The following is a 13,416-nucleotide window of genomic DNA, read 5'->3' on the forward strand; positions in this document are numbered from 1 at the left end:
CATCGGTATGAAAACATTTGAAACAGACGAGATCAAACTCATCCCGCTTACCGAGGCGCAGGTGGTTGTGTTTAACAAGGAGCCGGAGAAGATCATAGCCGATCTGGGCGTGAACAACAAAACCCTCTTTAACCCGGACGTGCTGCAGGAGATAAATGACAAGGTGGTTCTGCCACGCTTAAGGGCTGCAACTGCTGAGGAGGCTGTCTTCCACACGCGTTGGCTGGCTGTAGATAAGGCTACAAACCAGGTGGTGGCTGAGCTGATGGTAAAGCAGGGACCGGATGCGACAGGAGCAATTGAGATTGGATATGGGGTTTACCCGGAGTTTGCAGGACAAGGCTGGATGACCAAAATAGTGGCTGCATTCCTGCAATGGGCAAAGCAACACCCTAAAGTTAAACTTGTATGGGCTGAAACAGCCAAAGATAACCTCTCCTCTATCCGGGTGCTGGAAAAGAACGGCTTTGCTAAATTTCGGGAGAATAGTTTGTTCTACTACTGGCGTGTAAGTATTGAGAAGTAGACATGATTCAAGTATAAACTGCTACTTAATAAACAGCCGCTTATCGAACTCAAACGGAATTGTGTCGACCACCTGTACTTTGCTGAATTCGCGGTGTCTTGGGTTGATGAGGTAGTTGTGCGTTCCCTGTACAGTAGCAGAGGGCACTTTCAGCACCAGGTGCTCGAAAGCAGCCACAAAGTTATCGCCCATTTCCTGTGTTACGTTCGGGTGCGGAAACGACTTCCACTCGACAGGCAATGTATCTTCTCTGATCTCCGAGATAGACACATCATCCGGAATCTCGATCTGCACCAGGTGGTAATCTTTCGGCACTATACCCAAGGGCATGTGCACGGCCACTTCCACGGTACAAAGGGCTATCGACTCGCTGGTGTAGAGCATGGCCACTCCTTTGCTGTTCCAGCGGCCGCCAGCCAGTTCGGCGCCTTTTCCGGAGAGGTCGTTGCGGTACATGCCTTTGCTGAGGCGGTATACGATCATGCCAATACGCCGTGCTCGATACGCATCAGTTCATCGCGAAGCAGGCCGATGCCAAAGGTACTGTCCAGCAACTCTTTTGGCCGGATACCGCCCAAGGCAACATTTTTGGCTTCCAGCCAGGCGTCAAAGTTGTCTTTATCGCCAAACACCTCAATACCTTTATTGTAAACCAGTGTAATCTCCAGTATCTTCTCGGAATGGAGCGGATCGAAGGTGCGCTTCTCTTTTTTGTAACGCTGAAAGGTGCGTTCAGACAGGTGCAGGTAATTAGACCACTCACTGGTGCTGAAAGGGCTCTTGTCGGCAATGTTCTGGAACATGTTATACTTTATCCCTTCCCGTACCGTGCTGATCAGCATAAATACATCTTTATCGTCGATGAGCTTATAGCTGAGGCTATCGCTTGTTTTTAATGCTCGTCCCATGCCTGTGGTGTTTGTTTTATCAAATATACGAAAGTTGTCGATTAAATAACGCCAATTGTCGCAATAAAAGTTTTGGGGGAGCAGGAAGTATAAGTAGAAAACAGTACCAACCTGGAAAGCTATGGCAAGTATGGCATCAAACGCAGTTGCACCTTCATTATAGAAAGTATTTGCTCCTGTCTTGCCGTTTGCTGTACTTTAGCAGCCGCTGTGTCGTTACTAGTGCTAAACTACAGACAAACATGCACAACTGGATAGTGGCAGTTCTGATCATACTTGGTATCAGCGCCTGCAACACCCACCATACTCTACAGAAAAAAAGCCAGTGGCCCAGCAGGGAGAAGGTAACAATGGCACAGATTGTAGCCCTCGAAAAACCTAAAACCCCAAAGGCACGGCAACAGCAGGACCGGTTTATAAAAACAAACATTAAACGTTTTAAATCGCGGCACAAAGCAGGTGCCTACTACGTGGCAAATGCAAAGCGCACGTTTAACGAACACAAGCTCGATTCGGCACACTACCTGTTTGGCCGCGCCTGGCTGATCGACAGCACGAATAAAGATATTTACTGGGGCTATGGGTTGGTTTATGGAGAGCAAAAGCAATACGACAAAGCGCTGTTTGTGCTCTACAAAGCCCTCGAGCAGGACAAGCAGAATCCACGCCTGCTCACAGACATCGCTACCAGTCACCTGGGCAGGTTTTATGTAGATAGTAACCCCAAAGACCTCCTGCAAAGCAAAAAGCTGCTCGAAAAAGCCGTTAAACTCTCCCCGGATAGAGCTGACGCTTATTACAAACTGGCCATCAGCAATTACTATCTACGTGATTACAGCAAGGCCTGGGAGTATCTGCACAAGAGCCTAAAGCAGGACCAGCAGGCGGCCGACAGGACTTTTATCGCTGCGCTTTTGCAGAAACAACAGGATCCGCTGGGGGTGTACGACCGCAAGAGCGTCAGGTAATCTTGCAATTGTATCGTTTTTAGGTTATTTTTAGCGTTCAACTTACGCACTAGTAGAACCTAACCTACCTGACCTTTACATGAAGAAGTTATTTTTTTCGGCTGTGGCCTTCCTGATTGCCACTACCTTTACGCTGGCCCAGGAACAACAGGCCCAGCCTGACCCGAAGGTGCTGCCAATGTTTGGCAAGATCCAGAAAACCGAAGAGCAGCAACTGAAAGACCAGCGCTTTCTGGCCAGCTGTGATGCCAGCTTTACCACCCGCCAGGAGGCAAGCAACTTCTTTATGCAGCGTGGCTGGGAGTTCTTTAACGAAGGCCAGGTAGATACAGCCGTTTACCGTTTTAACCTTGCCTGGCTCCTGAACCAGGATAACAGCGATACCTACTGGGCTTTTGGCCTGGTAACGGCTGCTAAAGGCAAGTCGGCAGAGGCAATAGAATATTACGAAAAGGCGCTAACGCTCCAGCCATCCAATTCGTTGCTCTTATCTGATGTTGCTTCTGCGCACCTGACACTTTACACAGAGAAGAACAAGAAAAAGAACCTCAAGCAGGCCAAATCATACCTGGAGCGGGCTATTGCGGCAGATGCTAAAAATGCGTACGCGCTGTACACGCTCTCCAGGGAACAGTATTACGAGAAGAAGTATGACGAGGCCTGGAAACTCCTGCATCAGGCCCGCGAAATAGACCTGTCGCACCTGGATTATGCTTACCTGGGCCAGTTGATGGAGAAAATGCCGGACCCCACCGGCCTGTTCAAAAATAATTAGTGATCTAAACTTCTTTAGAAAAAGCGCCTCAGAAACGGGCGCTTTTTTTATTGTTTACAGCTCTCCCTGTAGAGTCGGGTAAGTGTAGGTGGGAGAAATCAGATAACGACTTTTTAATTATACATACTTTACTATATTTGTTCTGATAGTAACTGGAAATCAGTATTTATTGGATATATGAAAAAAAATCTATTTAAAGCATCAGTCTACCTGCTGGCAGGTACCATGGCACTCTCTTCGTGCGTTGTATCAAAGAAAAAATACGAGGATTTGCTGGCCCGTAAAAATGCGCTGGAGGTAGATAAATCTGGTCTGGAGCAACAGAAGCAATCGCTGGAAGAAGAAAAAGCAAGACTGGAGCAGGAACGTGCAGAGCTGGAACGCCAGAAAGCAGAATACGAGCAAAGCCTGCAGCAGGCACTGAAAGAAGGAAAAGCCCTGGGCGAGAACCTGAACCTGAGCAAAACCCAGATCGATAAGCTGAACGCAGACCTGAAAGTACGCGAAGATCGCCTGAAGGAACTGCAGCGTATCCTGGATGAAAAAGACCGTGCTGTAAACGCACTGCGCTCTAAAGTGAGCAATGCCCTGCTCGGCTTCAACGACAAAGACCTGACAGTAAATATCCGTAACGGCAAAGTATACGTGTCGCTGGCTGAGCAATTGCTCTTTAATTCCGGCTCTACTAAAGTGGACCCGAAAGGTGTGGAAGCGCTGAAGAAGCTGGCTGCTGTACTGAAAGAGCAGAACGACGTGAACGTGGTAGTGGAAGGCCATACCGATGATGTTCCGATCGCGAAAGGCACCGTAGGCATGCAGGACAACTGGGACCTGAGCGTACTCCGTGCTACCGAAATCACCCGTATCCTGACGCAATCTGGTGTGCAGCCGGAGCGCGTAACGCCATCCGGCCGCAGCCTCTACGTGCCACTGGATAACGCCAGAACCAAAGAAGCACGCCAGAAGAACCGCCGTACCGAAATTATCCTGACGCCGAAACTGGATGAGCTGTTCCAGATACTGGAGTCAGCGTAAACTATACTTAAATCAAACAGAAAAGCCAGCTTCCTGAGAGGCTGGCTTTTCTGATTATATAGCTAATAGATAGATTTTTACGCAATACGGTATAAGGTTATACTTTACATACTTTTCTGGTAAAGGGATTATACCTGAGCCTTAGCAGCCGGTACATCAGCAACAGCATCCGGCTTAGGCAACACCTTATGCAGCAACGGTAATAAAAGGTAATAAAGCAGCACACCGACCGGCAGCGCCAGTAGCGCCCAAACCAGTATACCTGCCAGATTCGCGAACCATAATTGATTCAGTGCTTCCAGCCAGTCCATCCGGAACATGGAGATCATTTCATCGAGCGAGAGCTTTAGTTCGTTCAGTCCCAGCAAATAGATTCCCGCCTTCACAAAAGGGATTAATAAGATCAACTGGAGCGGTTGCACCAGGTAACTGATCAGCACGGTGGCGGCAATGTTCAACCGGAAGCGGGCAGCAAGAGCCGTGCCCATCACCGTGGTCACGCCCAGAGCGGGCACTACTCCTACCACTGTACCTAACGCCACTGTCACCGCCAGCTTATGGGGCGTCATGCCCTGTTTTAGCAGGTTAAGTATGGGCTGCAAAATTCTACGCCTGAAAAATCCGGAGATAACGCTGGTAAACAATTTCGTGATGGTAGGAAAGTATAAATTATTAAAAATAACCTGCAGGCTTTTTAAGCAAGACGCCGCTCAAAGCGAAACAGTTGCATGTGCTGTTAAATAAAAACTGCTCTGGAGCTTACCTCTTTTAATACCTGCTTAGCGCCATTGTAACCTGACAAAATCAATTATGTTTTGAGTTTTATAAAATATATATTTAGATGAAAACAAGGGCACAACCAGAAAGCATACGGAACACTCGCTTGCCTTTTAGTATACATTTAACGTGATAATCATTATGTATTGTAAACCACCTAAATATAACAATGGTAGGTTTTTGGGTGCAATGGCGGTTAAGTATCTGTAATCCTTCAGGTAGTCTGAACGTACATGTTATAGAAGCCGCTTCATCCTTTGAATTTAAGCCATACTTTTTCCATTAACCTGCCAAACAGTAGCGCTATGGTAAATTTCGACTTCTCAAATAAGATCGTATTGGTAACCGGAGGTAGCTCCGGCTTAGGGTTTGCCACAGCAAGGGCCTTTGCAGAAAGTGGTGCCACCGTTGTGATTGCTTCCCGAAATCCGCAGAAAGCACAGCAGGCACTTAGTGCTATCCGGGGTGAGGTCGAATACATACAAACCAACCTGGAGCAGCTAGCAGATGTCCGGTATCTGTTTGAACAAATAGAGGCACGCTTTAACCGCCTGGATATTGCGGTAAACTGTGCTGCTGCTGAAAGCGGTGTAGGCAAACCGCTAACGGACTTTACCGAAGCTGAATTTGACAGCACCATTAATATCAATCTCAAAAGCTTGTGGCTCTGCATGAAGTATGAAATTGAACTGATGGGGAAAGATCCCGAGGCCAACACGCACATCGTAAACGTATCTTCTGTGAACGGTTTGGGTGGGGTGGAATACGGCGCCTTGTATGCGGCTTCCAAAGCAGGTGTGATTGCCTTGTCAAAATCTGCTGCGCTGGAATTGGTGAAGACCAATATCAGTGTGGATGTAATAGTGCCGGGTGCTTTTGATACGCCGATGCTGCTTAAAGCCATGGAGATGCAGACGGGAGGAGACCCCAATAAGCTTTCTGCTGTGAGGCAACAGTATGAGCAGATGATACCAATGGGACGTGTTGGTTACCCCGACGAATTTGCAGATACCGTGCTGTGGATGTGCTCAACCAAAAGCCCTTACCTGCTAGGCCATACGTTTATTATAGATGGAGGCTATAGCAGCAGGGTAAGGTAGTACAGGCTGAAGTATAAATCATCAGTTCGTCAGAAAACTCACTGATGGGTTTAAACTAGACTGGCAGCGGAAGTCGTTTGTGTAAAAGGTAAAACAACAGGGGACTGCAATACTTTGGTAAACAGAGTACCCTCCTGACCAGCATAGGCAAGTATAAAAAAGCCTCATAACTTTTTAGCAGGGTTATGAGGCTTTTATTCCTGATTTCTTTCAGACTAGTTTTTGTTTCAATTTGATGCGTCTCCAGGAAAGCTGCCGTTCAGGTATACTGTACAACACAAGTCCTCCTGTTACCACAAGCATACCCAGTGTACCGATCCAGTTAGGCCAGGCGATGCCAAGTAGCAGCACCTCCCCGATCATGGTCATCAGGATCTCCACTGCCTGTGTTGCCTCCACAGCTGCCAGCCCGTGTCCGTCGGCTCTGGTAATATGCATGGCCTTGAAAAACAGGATACAACCAATTACTCCGGAACTGACAGCAATGGTAAGTATGCCGAGCAGTTGTTGCTGGTCAGGCAGGCCTGCCTGCGAATAGCCGTACCCCATGAGCAGAAACTGTACTGGTATGCTGCCGATGGCAGTGCCTGCTACCCGTTGCATGGCGTTGAGTTCAAACCCATGTTTCTCCACATGCAGCATCAGTTTGCGGTTTGCCAGCGGCCACAGAAAAGCTGTTGCCAGCACCAGTACCACGCAAAGCAGGAGTTGCTCCAAGGTATAGCTGCCGCCTTTCTGGCTCCACTGCATCAGGGCAATGCCGGCAAGTATAACTATAGATAGCAGCAAAGCCCGCATCGGGATCTTAGCACGGTGGTCTTTGTAAATGAACGGCGACAGCAGGATGCCGGCTACGATCGTGAACTGAAAAACGCCTGCAATCAGCCAGCCGGGACCAAAAGAGGCCGCATAGGTCAGGAACAAATAAGTAACGCCAAATGCTATGCCTCCCCACAGCACCCAGGTCCGGATGTGCTGCTGCATCACCTGTAAAAGTGGTTTTAACTGGCCCTTCACCTGTAACATGGCCCCTAGCATCAGCACCAGGAAGAACGAGCGCATCCCGGCCGTCCAGGCCCAATGACCGCCATTTACAGCCAGGAAGCTGTTTACAATATAGGTAGAGCTGAAAAACACACTGGCCAGGGAGCCAATGGCAATCGCTTTCAAATTATCCGTCTTCTGCATAGCTATCCGAAATTTATGTAAAAGTACAGCTTCGTCAGGTTCAGGTCACGGGACGTTCACCTGTATGAATGGTACTTTCGGAACCACTATGGCGCAACTGAGCAGGCGTTGTTCCCGTCATGCGCTTAAAAAAGCGAACAAAATACGAATCATCTTCAAAGCCTAAAGTATAGGCAATCTCTTTTACCGACAGGCTGCTGAAGTATAAGAGGCGCTTGCTTTCCACAAGTATGCGTTCGTGCTGCATGTCGGCAACGGTGGTTTGCAGGTACTGGCGGCACAAACTGTTGAGGTGCTTGGGGGTAATACCCAGTAGGTCAGCATAGAAAGAAATGCTTCGGTGATCCCGGTAATGGCTCTCGATCAGGCTGCTCAGTTTAAAAAGGCGTTCGCTGTGGCGGGCGGGCGTCAGCTTTTCGATCTGGTAATAGCACTCCCGAAGCAGGTGCTGCAACAGGATATAGAGGTAGCGCGAAAGGATCGCCATACTTGGTTGGGGCTCCTGAAGTTCCTGCTGCATAAGTGCCACCAACTGCAGGAATGTTCTCTTTAGTTTGTCGTGCAGGTCCAGATAGGGGTGCTGGTACACCGAACTGAAGATCACGAAGGCATCCTGCACGCTGATACCGGTGGTTTGCAGGAACTCTTCGGAAAAGGAAACAAGTATGCCCCGCTCCTGCTTAGCCGTCCGCTGGTGGGCCTGCCCCGGGCGCAGCATGAACAATCTGTCTGCTACCAGCGGGTAGCGCCGGAAGTCGATCAGGTTTTCTCCTCCCCGGGTCTCCTCCACCAGCATCAGCATGTAAGCGTCGTGCCGGTGAGGCACCTCAGAGAGTTCGCTCGAGTAACCTTCCAGCGACACAATGTTCAGCGGCTGCTGGTTCAGCAGGTCCTGGGTAGGAAGTTGGTTGCCACCAGGTATTTTCATCTGTATGGGTTATGCCAAAGCAATATAAAGTAAATTCAACTTATAGCTAGCGAAGCAGCCGTTATCGAATGTATACTTGTGATTGGAACAAGCATAAGTATACATTCTTTAGAAGTCTTAACTGAATCTGGGTTCTTCAATTACATTGATGATGTTTCGGATAGGGACGTAGGTTATAATACAGTAAAGCATTTTCAGTGCAGATTTATACTTCGAGCCAGGGCATCTTAAAGTAAACTCAATCCCTTTTCAGACTAGATTACAAGAACAGATTGGGCGGTTCTTGATTTAAATAATTACGATAATAAAGTATAAGTATGTTTCTGTTTTGTAGCTGCTTACCACTTAACTAAGTGGGTTTACTATCCAATGTATACTATTGGCTCAAATACCAATAGGGGCACCAACAATTGTGCGCTTACGATGACTTATTTGTAAACTCCTGATGTTCTATCGTATGACCCAATATGCTGATAACTTAAAAGTTATCAGCGCTTTTCCTCCCCGCTTGCCCTTATTACAGGGGTTTATGCTTTGCCATGTTTCTACAACCTATCTATTTATTCCATTATGAAAAAAAACATGGGAACAACCGACCGGGTCATTCGAGCTACTATCTCGGTAATTTTTCTGATCCTCTACATCACTGGCATGGTTACCGGCACCCTCGGTATCGTACTGCTGCTTGTTGCAGGTATGTTCTTGTTGACTAGTATAACTGCCTACTGCCCTATGTATGCCCTCTTTGGGTTGAGCACCATCCCTGGCGAAAGAAAACACAGGCATGTTGTATAAATTTTCCCTGTAAAGGCGAACGGGCCTTTACAGGGAAAAAATTAAACTCGAACAGGTATACTTTCCTTGTTAACATCCGCTGCATTTAGATAGAATGCATTTATAAGTATAAAATAAGCCTGGGAGTACGAACATCAATGATTTGGTTTAAAACTGGGATGTAGCTCCCGTGCTTAGCTTACTTAGATGTAAGGTATGGGACGGTTAAGACGCAAATCTGCGTACCTTTGTAACTGACCATTATCAACCATGCCCACATTTAAAGATCTGCAACTCCGCCCTGCCCTGTTGCAACGCCTCCAGGAACTGAATTACCATACCCCTACTTCTATTCAGGAAGCTGCCATTCCGTTTATACTTGCCGGAAGCGATATTGCAGGCCAGGCCGAGACCGGCAGCGGTAAAACAGCAGCTTACGGTCTTCCCGTTCTGCAAAGTATAAACACAGACCTGCAGCAGATACAGGCGCTTGTGGTGGTGCCTACACGGGAACTGGCGGTGCAGGTAAGGCATGAGCTAAAACAATACGCCCAGCAGTTGCCCAACCTCAAAATAAGCGCTTTTTACGGAGGGCACGCTTTTTCGCAGGAACGCGCATCGCTGGCATTCCCCCCGCAGGTGCTGGTAGGTACGCCCGGCCGCCTCGTTGACCACCTCAACCGCAAAACGCTCACCTTAGGACAAGTAAAGCAGCTGGTGCTCGACGAGGCTGACAAATTGCTGGAGATGGGCTTTCAGGAGGAACTGGATCAAATCATAGACGCACTGCCCCAAAAGCGGCAGGTGATACTTTTCTCGGCTACCATGCCCGAGCCGGTAAAGGAACTCATAGCTGATTCACTCCAGGAACCACAATTTATAGAAGCCACTGCCAATGCCATACCCGGGCAGGTGAAGCTGATTGGTATAAAGGTGGAGCAGCAGGAAAAGCAGGCAATACTCTCGGGGCTGCTGCGTACCCTGCAACAACCCGGTATTGTGGTGTTTGTGAACACGCGCAAAGCTGCCGATGATGTGACGGATTACCTGCAAACGCAGCAGGTTGCGGCAAAGGCTTTGCACGGCGGCATGGAGCAACAGGACCGGGACAGAGCCATGACGCTTTTCCGAAACGGCACTACCAACGTGCTGGTAGCTTCAGACCTGGCAGCTCGTGGCCTCGATATAGCAAACCTAGCCACCATAATTCAATACGAGCTTCCCGACAACGAAGCAGCCTTCCTGCATCGGAGCGGACGCACGGGACGTGCAGGTAAAAGTGGCACCGTTTATACGTTGATCTCTACGCAAGACGAACGGCAGTTCCGTGACTGGAAACAAACGCAGATCGATGAATGGCTGCCGGCAGATCGCCTCAAAAATCAACAGGTACAGAAAACACAGCCAGCTGCTACGGCTTTTGCTACCCTGCACATCAATGCCGGTCGCAAAGATAAACTAAGCCCGCGCGACATTGTGGGTGCACTGATTGCAGAGGGTGGCCTGAAAGCGAATGAGATCGGGAAGATAGAGGTGCAGGACCGCCAAAGTTTTGTAGCTGTACCAGGCGACCAAGCTAATGTACTGGCCGGTAAGTTGAGCAATGGCAAAATCAAAGGCCGCAAGTATAAAGTAACCCTGGTAAGATAGACCGGGGTAAAGGTATACTTGATTATAAGAATTATAGCCTCTCTACTATTGAGGGATTTATACTTGTATTCGTAAGTATAGTTTCTGCTAATTGCTGTTTTAGAAACGCCCTCCAATGGTTATTAAATACGAAGTAAAGCAATATACTTCCGCCATAATCATCGAACCAAAGTATAACGAGGTTAGTCTGCTAAAACTAATTTTATTAGCAAAACAGTAGCGGTAAATACTAAAAAAGTATACCTTTACCCTATGGAGATAATCGTAGCGATAGCCGCCTTTCTGGCTGGGATAGTAATTGCCTTACTGGCATCCAGATCGAAGATGAATGCGTTGCAGCACACAGCCAACCAGGCTGCTGTTGCGCAGGGGGTGCTACAAGGGCAGCTGCAGGACAAACTTAATGAACTACATATTGTAAAGGAAAGCCTGAAGCAGGAAAACGCAAAGGTGATCGATCTGCATGCTGAGCTCACGAAAGTTGAGACCGATCATTATCACCTGAAGCAGCGCCTGGATGAGCAGAAGCTGGAGCTGGAACAACTCCGTGAGAAGTTCCTGCAGCAGTTCCAGAGTGTATCCAACCAGGTACTGGTATCCAATGCCGAGCACTTCAAAAAAGCTTCTGCCGAAAACCTGGAGCAAATCCTTTCTCCCTTAAAAGAGCGCATCCGCGAGTTTGAAGCAAAGGTTGATCAAACCTATGAAAAGACTTTAAAAGAAAGCGTATCACTGAAAGAGCAGATCACGCAGCTTGCCTCCCTGAACCAGCAAATGAGCCAGGATGCCCTGAACCTGACCAAAGCATTGAAGGGCGAAAGCAAAACACAGGGCAACTGGGGCGAATACCTGCTCGAAAGCCTGCTCGAAAAATCAGGCCTCCGAAAAGGCGTGCATTTTGAGCGGGAAGAAGTGCTGCTCAACGATGAGCGACAAGTATACCGCCCGGATGTCATCATTCGTCTGCCCGAAGGCAAGCACCTGGTGATCGACTCTAAGCTTTCTCTGGTGGCCTACGAAGCTTATTGCAGCTGCGAGGACGATAGCCAGCTGGAAGTATACCTGCGCAGCCATATCAACTCCATCCGAACACACTTCACCGATCTGGGGCGTAAAAATTACCACCGCCTCAACGGCATCAATTCCCCGGATTTCGTGATGATGTATATCCCGATTGAGCCTGCCTTTAACCTGGCTCTGCAGCACGATCGCGACATCTTTACCGATGCTTTTGATAAGAACATTGTGCTGGTAACCACATCTACCCTGCTGGCTACACTACGCACCGTGGCAGGCGTGTGGCGACAGGAAGACCAGAAACGGAACGTGCTCCGCATAGCCGAGGAAAGTGGCAAGCTGTACGATAAGTTTGTGGGTTTTGTAGAAGACCTTAAAACAATAGGCAAGCACCTGGAAAACAGCCAGAGTTCTTACAACGCTGCCATGAACAAACTTACGGATGGCAAAGGCAACCTGATCCGCCGGGTGGAGATTCTGAAAGAGCTGGGGGCCAAAACCAGTAAGAACATTGATGATAACCTCCTGCAGGAAGCGCAGGTTACCGGCCAGATTGCTGAATCAAATACCTGATCAAAAGGCTCCCATTAAAATCTATAAGTATAAAAGATTGTCAGCACTTTGAGCTTGGGTAAAAAAGAGGCGCCCCTCTCAGAAGGGCGCCTCAACTTTTATAGTTAATGAACAGGTTTCGAAAGACTTCTTACATTAGTTGCAGTCGCTACCAACAGAAACAGTTCTTGTAACCTCGAACGGAGTAGAAGCCATGCCTGCATTGCCTTTTACAATACCACTAACTGTAACAGTATAAGTACCAGCACCCAGGTTGTAATGTAATTGATCAACCTTCGCAACAGAGGCGTTACCGCAGGCAGAAGTGCTGCTGTAAGCGTTTTTAGCAATGATTTCACCCATCGTCATGTCAGTCAACAATGAACTGGTGGCACGGCCGAAAGTACCAGCGTTTGCTGTGTAAAATACATCTGCCAGGCAATTGTTGGTTTCATCACCCACAACAACACCAAAAGCAGGATTGATCACATCTTCCTGTCCGGTAACCTGTACTTTCAGGTCGCTGATGCGGGGATTGCCCTCACTATCCAGTAAAGTGAAGGAGTATTTGGCGTTGCCTTTATTCACCACTACCGACTGACCAGCAATCGTAATATCTACAGTTACGTCAGAAGTAGAAGCACCACCAGTTGTCGTATACGACCAGGCAGTTTTTGGAGCAACAGTTCCGTCGCCAACAGGTGTAACTGTTACTTTGCCATAACTTTTTGCTTCCAGAACACCTCCGTTATAGAAAGTACATTTCTGGCTTTGTGCAGCAGCATTTCTAAGTTGTGGAGTACCCCCTGTAAAATAAGTATCAGCCGTAACATTGTCGAAATGCCAGGTTCCGTCTGCTTCAATAACAGGGGCATTTACTGCAATGTCCAACATGATGGACTGGGCCGTTTCGGCAGCAGCTTTAGAGGCTTCACTTACTGCGCTTGCTGTCAAAGCATTGTCATCCAGTTCTTTTTCGCAGCTGCCAAGTACGAACATAGAGGCTACAAGAGCCGCAATAAAAGATGAATTACGATAAAATTTTTTCATTGTAATGTTAGATTATAATAGTTGGGTTATAAGAAGTTAGATAAAAAAAGCCCATGAAATAAAAGAGTTGAGAAACATGCAAGATGTGCTGCCAGAGCACATTTGTAGCATCCTATTCAAGTGAAACTGTCTTTAAGTTTATGTGAAAGAAGGGAAAGGGAGTCTACT

The 13,416-nt window shown here is 47.9% G+C and carries 14 protein-coding genes; 8 read left to right on the forward strand and 6 right to left on the reverse strand.

The annotated features are described in order from the left end of the window. Window positions 1-7 precede the first annotated feature (7 nt). Window positions 8-526, forward strand: a complete 519-nt coding sequence (locus MJ611_RS11450) for a GNAT family N-acetyltransferase (protein WP_250429923.1) — start codon at window positions 8-10, stop codon at window positions 524-526. 21 nt (window positions 527-547) lie between these two features. Here the strand turns inward: MJ611_RS11450 and MJ611_RS11455 are convergent, their stop codons facing one another. After that, window positions 548-1,009 (reverse strand): RES family NAD+ phosphorylase, encoded by a 462-nt coding sequence (locus tag MJ611_RS11455; RefSeq protein WP_250429924.1) that lies wholly within the window; start codon window positions 1,007-1,009, stop codon window positions 548-550. Beyond that, the gene (gene parS / locus MJ611_RS11460) at window positions 1,006-1,434 is read right to left on the reverse strand and encodes a type II RES/Xre toxin-antitoxin system antitoxin (RefSeq protein ID WP_250429925.1); all 429 of its coding nucleotides are present in this window, start codon (window positions 1,432-1,434) and stop codon (window positions 1,006-1,008) included. Before parS ends, MJ611_RS11455 begins: the two co-directional genes overlap by 4 nt. Window positions 1,435-1,676: 242 nt before the next feature. Between parS and MJ611_RS11465 the strand changes: the two genes are divergently transcribed. The 3 genes from MJ611_RS11465 to MJ611_RS11475 all read left to right on the forward strand — a co-directional run bounded on the left by MJ611_RS11465 (window position 1,677) and on the right by MJ611_RS11475 (window position 4,212). Continuing rightward, window positions 1,677-2,402, forward strand: a complete 726-nt coding sequence (locus MJ611_RS11465; RefSeq protein ID WP_250429926.1) for a tetratricopeptide repeat protein — start codon at window positions 1,677-1,679, stop codon at window positions 2,400-2,402. 79 nt (window positions 2,403-2,481) lie between these two features. After that, window positions 2,482-3,177: a tetratricopeptide repeat protein gene (locus MJ611_RS11470; RefSeq protein WP_250429927.1), complete on the forward strand. Its 696-nt coding sequence runs from the start codon at window positions 2,482-2,484 to the stop codon at window positions 3,175-3,177. Window positions 3,178-3,354: 177 nt separating this feature from the next. Further along, window positions 3,355-4,212, forward strand: a complete 858-nt coding sequence (locus MJ611_RS11475) for an OmpA/MotB family protein (RefSeq protein ID WP_250429928.1) — start codon at window positions 3,355-3,357, stop codon at window positions 4,210-4,212. Window positions 4,213-4,340: 128 nt separating this feature from the next. On the opposite strand, the gene MJ611_RS11480 is transcribed toward MJ611_RS11475, so the two are convergent. Continuing rightward, window positions 4,341-4,856: a DUF2062 domain-containing protein gene (locus MJ611_RS11480; RefSeq protein WP_262921642.1), complete on the reverse strand. Its 516-nt coding sequence runs from the start codon at window positions 4,854-4,856 to the stop codon at window positions 4,341-4,343. Between the two features lie 438 nt (window positions 4,857-5,294). On the opposite strand from MJ611_RS11480, the gene MJ611_RS11485 reads away from it, so the two are divergent. Further along, window positions 5,295-6,089, forward strand: a complete 795-nt coding sequence (locus tag MJ611_RS11485; protein WP_250429930.1) for an SDR family NAD(P)-dependent oxidoreductase — start codon at window positions 5,295-5,297, stop codon at window positions 6,087-6,089. Window positions 6,090-6,299: 210 nt separating this feature from the next. On the opposite strand, the gene MJ611_RS11490 is transcribed toward MJ611_RS11485, so the two are convergent. Both MJ611_RS11490 and MJ611_RS11495 read right to left on the reverse strand, forming a co-directional pair. Then, entirely contained in the window at window positions 6,300-7,277 is a 978-nt protein-coding gene (locus MJ611_RS11490) for a DMT family transporter (RefSeq protein WP_250429931.1), read from the reverse strand. Between the two features lie 40 nt (window positions 7,278-7,317). Then, window positions 7,318-8,205 (reverse strand): AraC family transcriptional regulator, encoded by an 888-nt coding sequence (locus tag MJ611_RS11495; protein WP_250429932.1) that lies wholly within the window; start codon window positions 8,203-8,205, stop codon window positions 7,318-7,320. A gap of 582 nt (window positions 8,206-8,787) precedes the next feature. Here MJ611_RS11495 and MJ611_RS11500 point away from each other — a divergent pair. From MJ611_RS11500 to rmuC, 3 genes are all read left to right on the forward strand, one after another. Next, window positions 8,788-9,000: a YgaP family membrane protein gene (locus tag MJ611_RS11500; RefSeq protein ID WP_250429933.1), complete on the forward strand. Its 213-nt coding sequence runs from the start codon at window positions 8,788-8,790 to the stop codon at window positions 8,998-9,000. Between the two features lie 249 nt (window positions 9,001-9,249). After that, window positions 9,250-10,629, forward strand: a complete 1,380-nt coding sequence (locus MJ611_RS11505; RefSeq protein ID WP_250429934.1) for a DEAD/DEAH box helicase — start codon at window positions 9,250-9,252, stop codon at window positions 10,627-10,629. A gap of 252 nt (window positions 10,630-10,881) precedes the next feature. After that, the gene (rmuC, locus tag MJ611_RS11510; RefSeq protein ID WP_250429935.1) at window positions 10,882-12,219 is read left to right on the forward strand and encodes a DNA recombination protein RmuC; all 1,338 of its coding nucleotides are present in this window, start codon (window positions 10,882-10,884) and stop codon (window positions 12,217-12,219) included. A gap of 135 nt (window positions 12,220-12,354) precedes the next feature. On the opposite strand, the gene MJ611_RS11515 is transcribed toward rmuC, so the two are convergent. Continuing rightward, complete coding sequence (locus MJ611_RS11515) at window positions 12,355-13,248, reverse strand: hypothetical protein (RefSeq protein ID WP_250429936.1); 894 nt, start codon at window positions 13,246-13,248, stop codon at window positions 12,355-12,357. Between the last annotated feature and the right edge of the window lie 168 nt (window positions 13,249-13,416).

It is taken from the genome of Pontibacter ruber (assembly GCF_023630205.1).
GTDB classification, from domain to species: domain Bacteria; phylum Bacteroidota; class Bacteroidia; order Cytophagales; family Hymenobacteraceae; genus Pontibacter; species Pontibacter ruber.

Coding starts and splice junctions, on each gene's coding strand:
- MJ611_RS11450 (WP_250429923.1), top strand. CDS start 8: ATGAAAACATTTGAAACAGACGAGATCAAACTCATCCCGCTTACCGAG.
- MJ611_RS11455 (WP_250429924.1), bottom strand. CDS start 1,009: ATGATCGTATACCGCCTCAGCAAAGGCATGTACCGCAACGACCTCTCC.
- parS (WP_250429925.1), bottom strand. CDS start 1,434: ATGGGACGAGCATTAAAAACAAGCGATAGCCTCAGCTATAAGCTCATC.
- MJ611_RS11465 (WP_250429926.1), top strand. CDS start 1,677: ATGCACAACTGGATAGTGGCAGTTCTGATCATACTTGGTATCAGCGCC.
- MJ611_RS11470 (WP_250429927.1), top strand. CDS start 2,482: ATGAAGAAGTTATTTTTTTCGGCTGTGGCCTTCCTGATTGCCACTACC.
- MJ611_RS11475 (WP_250429928.1), top strand. CDS start 3,355: ATGAAAAAAAATCTATTTAAAGCATCAGTCTACCTGCTGGCAGGTACC.
- MJ611_RS11485 (WP_250429930.1), top strand. CDS start 5,295: ATGGTAAATTTCGACTTCTCAAATAAGATCGTATTGGTAACCGGAGGT.
- MJ611_RS11490 (WP_250429931.1), bottom strand. CDS start 7,277: ATGCAGAAGACGGATAATTTGAAAGCGATTGCCATTGGCTCCCTGGCC.
- MJ611_RS11495 (WP_250429932.1), bottom strand. CDS start 8,205: ATGAAAATACCTGGTGGCAACCAACTTCCTACCCAGGACCTGCTGAAC.
- MJ611_RS11500 (WP_250429933.1), top strand. CDS start 8,788: ATGGGAACAACCGACCGGGTCATTCGAGCTACTATCTCGGTAATTTTT.
- MJ611_RS11505 (WP_250429934.1), top strand. CDS start 9,250: ATGCCCACATTTAAAGATCTGCAACTCCGCCCTGCCCTGTTGCAACGC.
- rmuC (WP_250429935.1), top strand. CDS start 10,882: ATGGAGATAATCGTAGCGATAGCCGCCTTTCTGGCTGGGATAGTAATT.
- MJ611_RS11515 (WP_250429936.1), bottom strand. CDS start 13,248: ATGAAAAAATTTTATCGTAATTCATCTTTTATTGCGGCTCTTGTAGCC.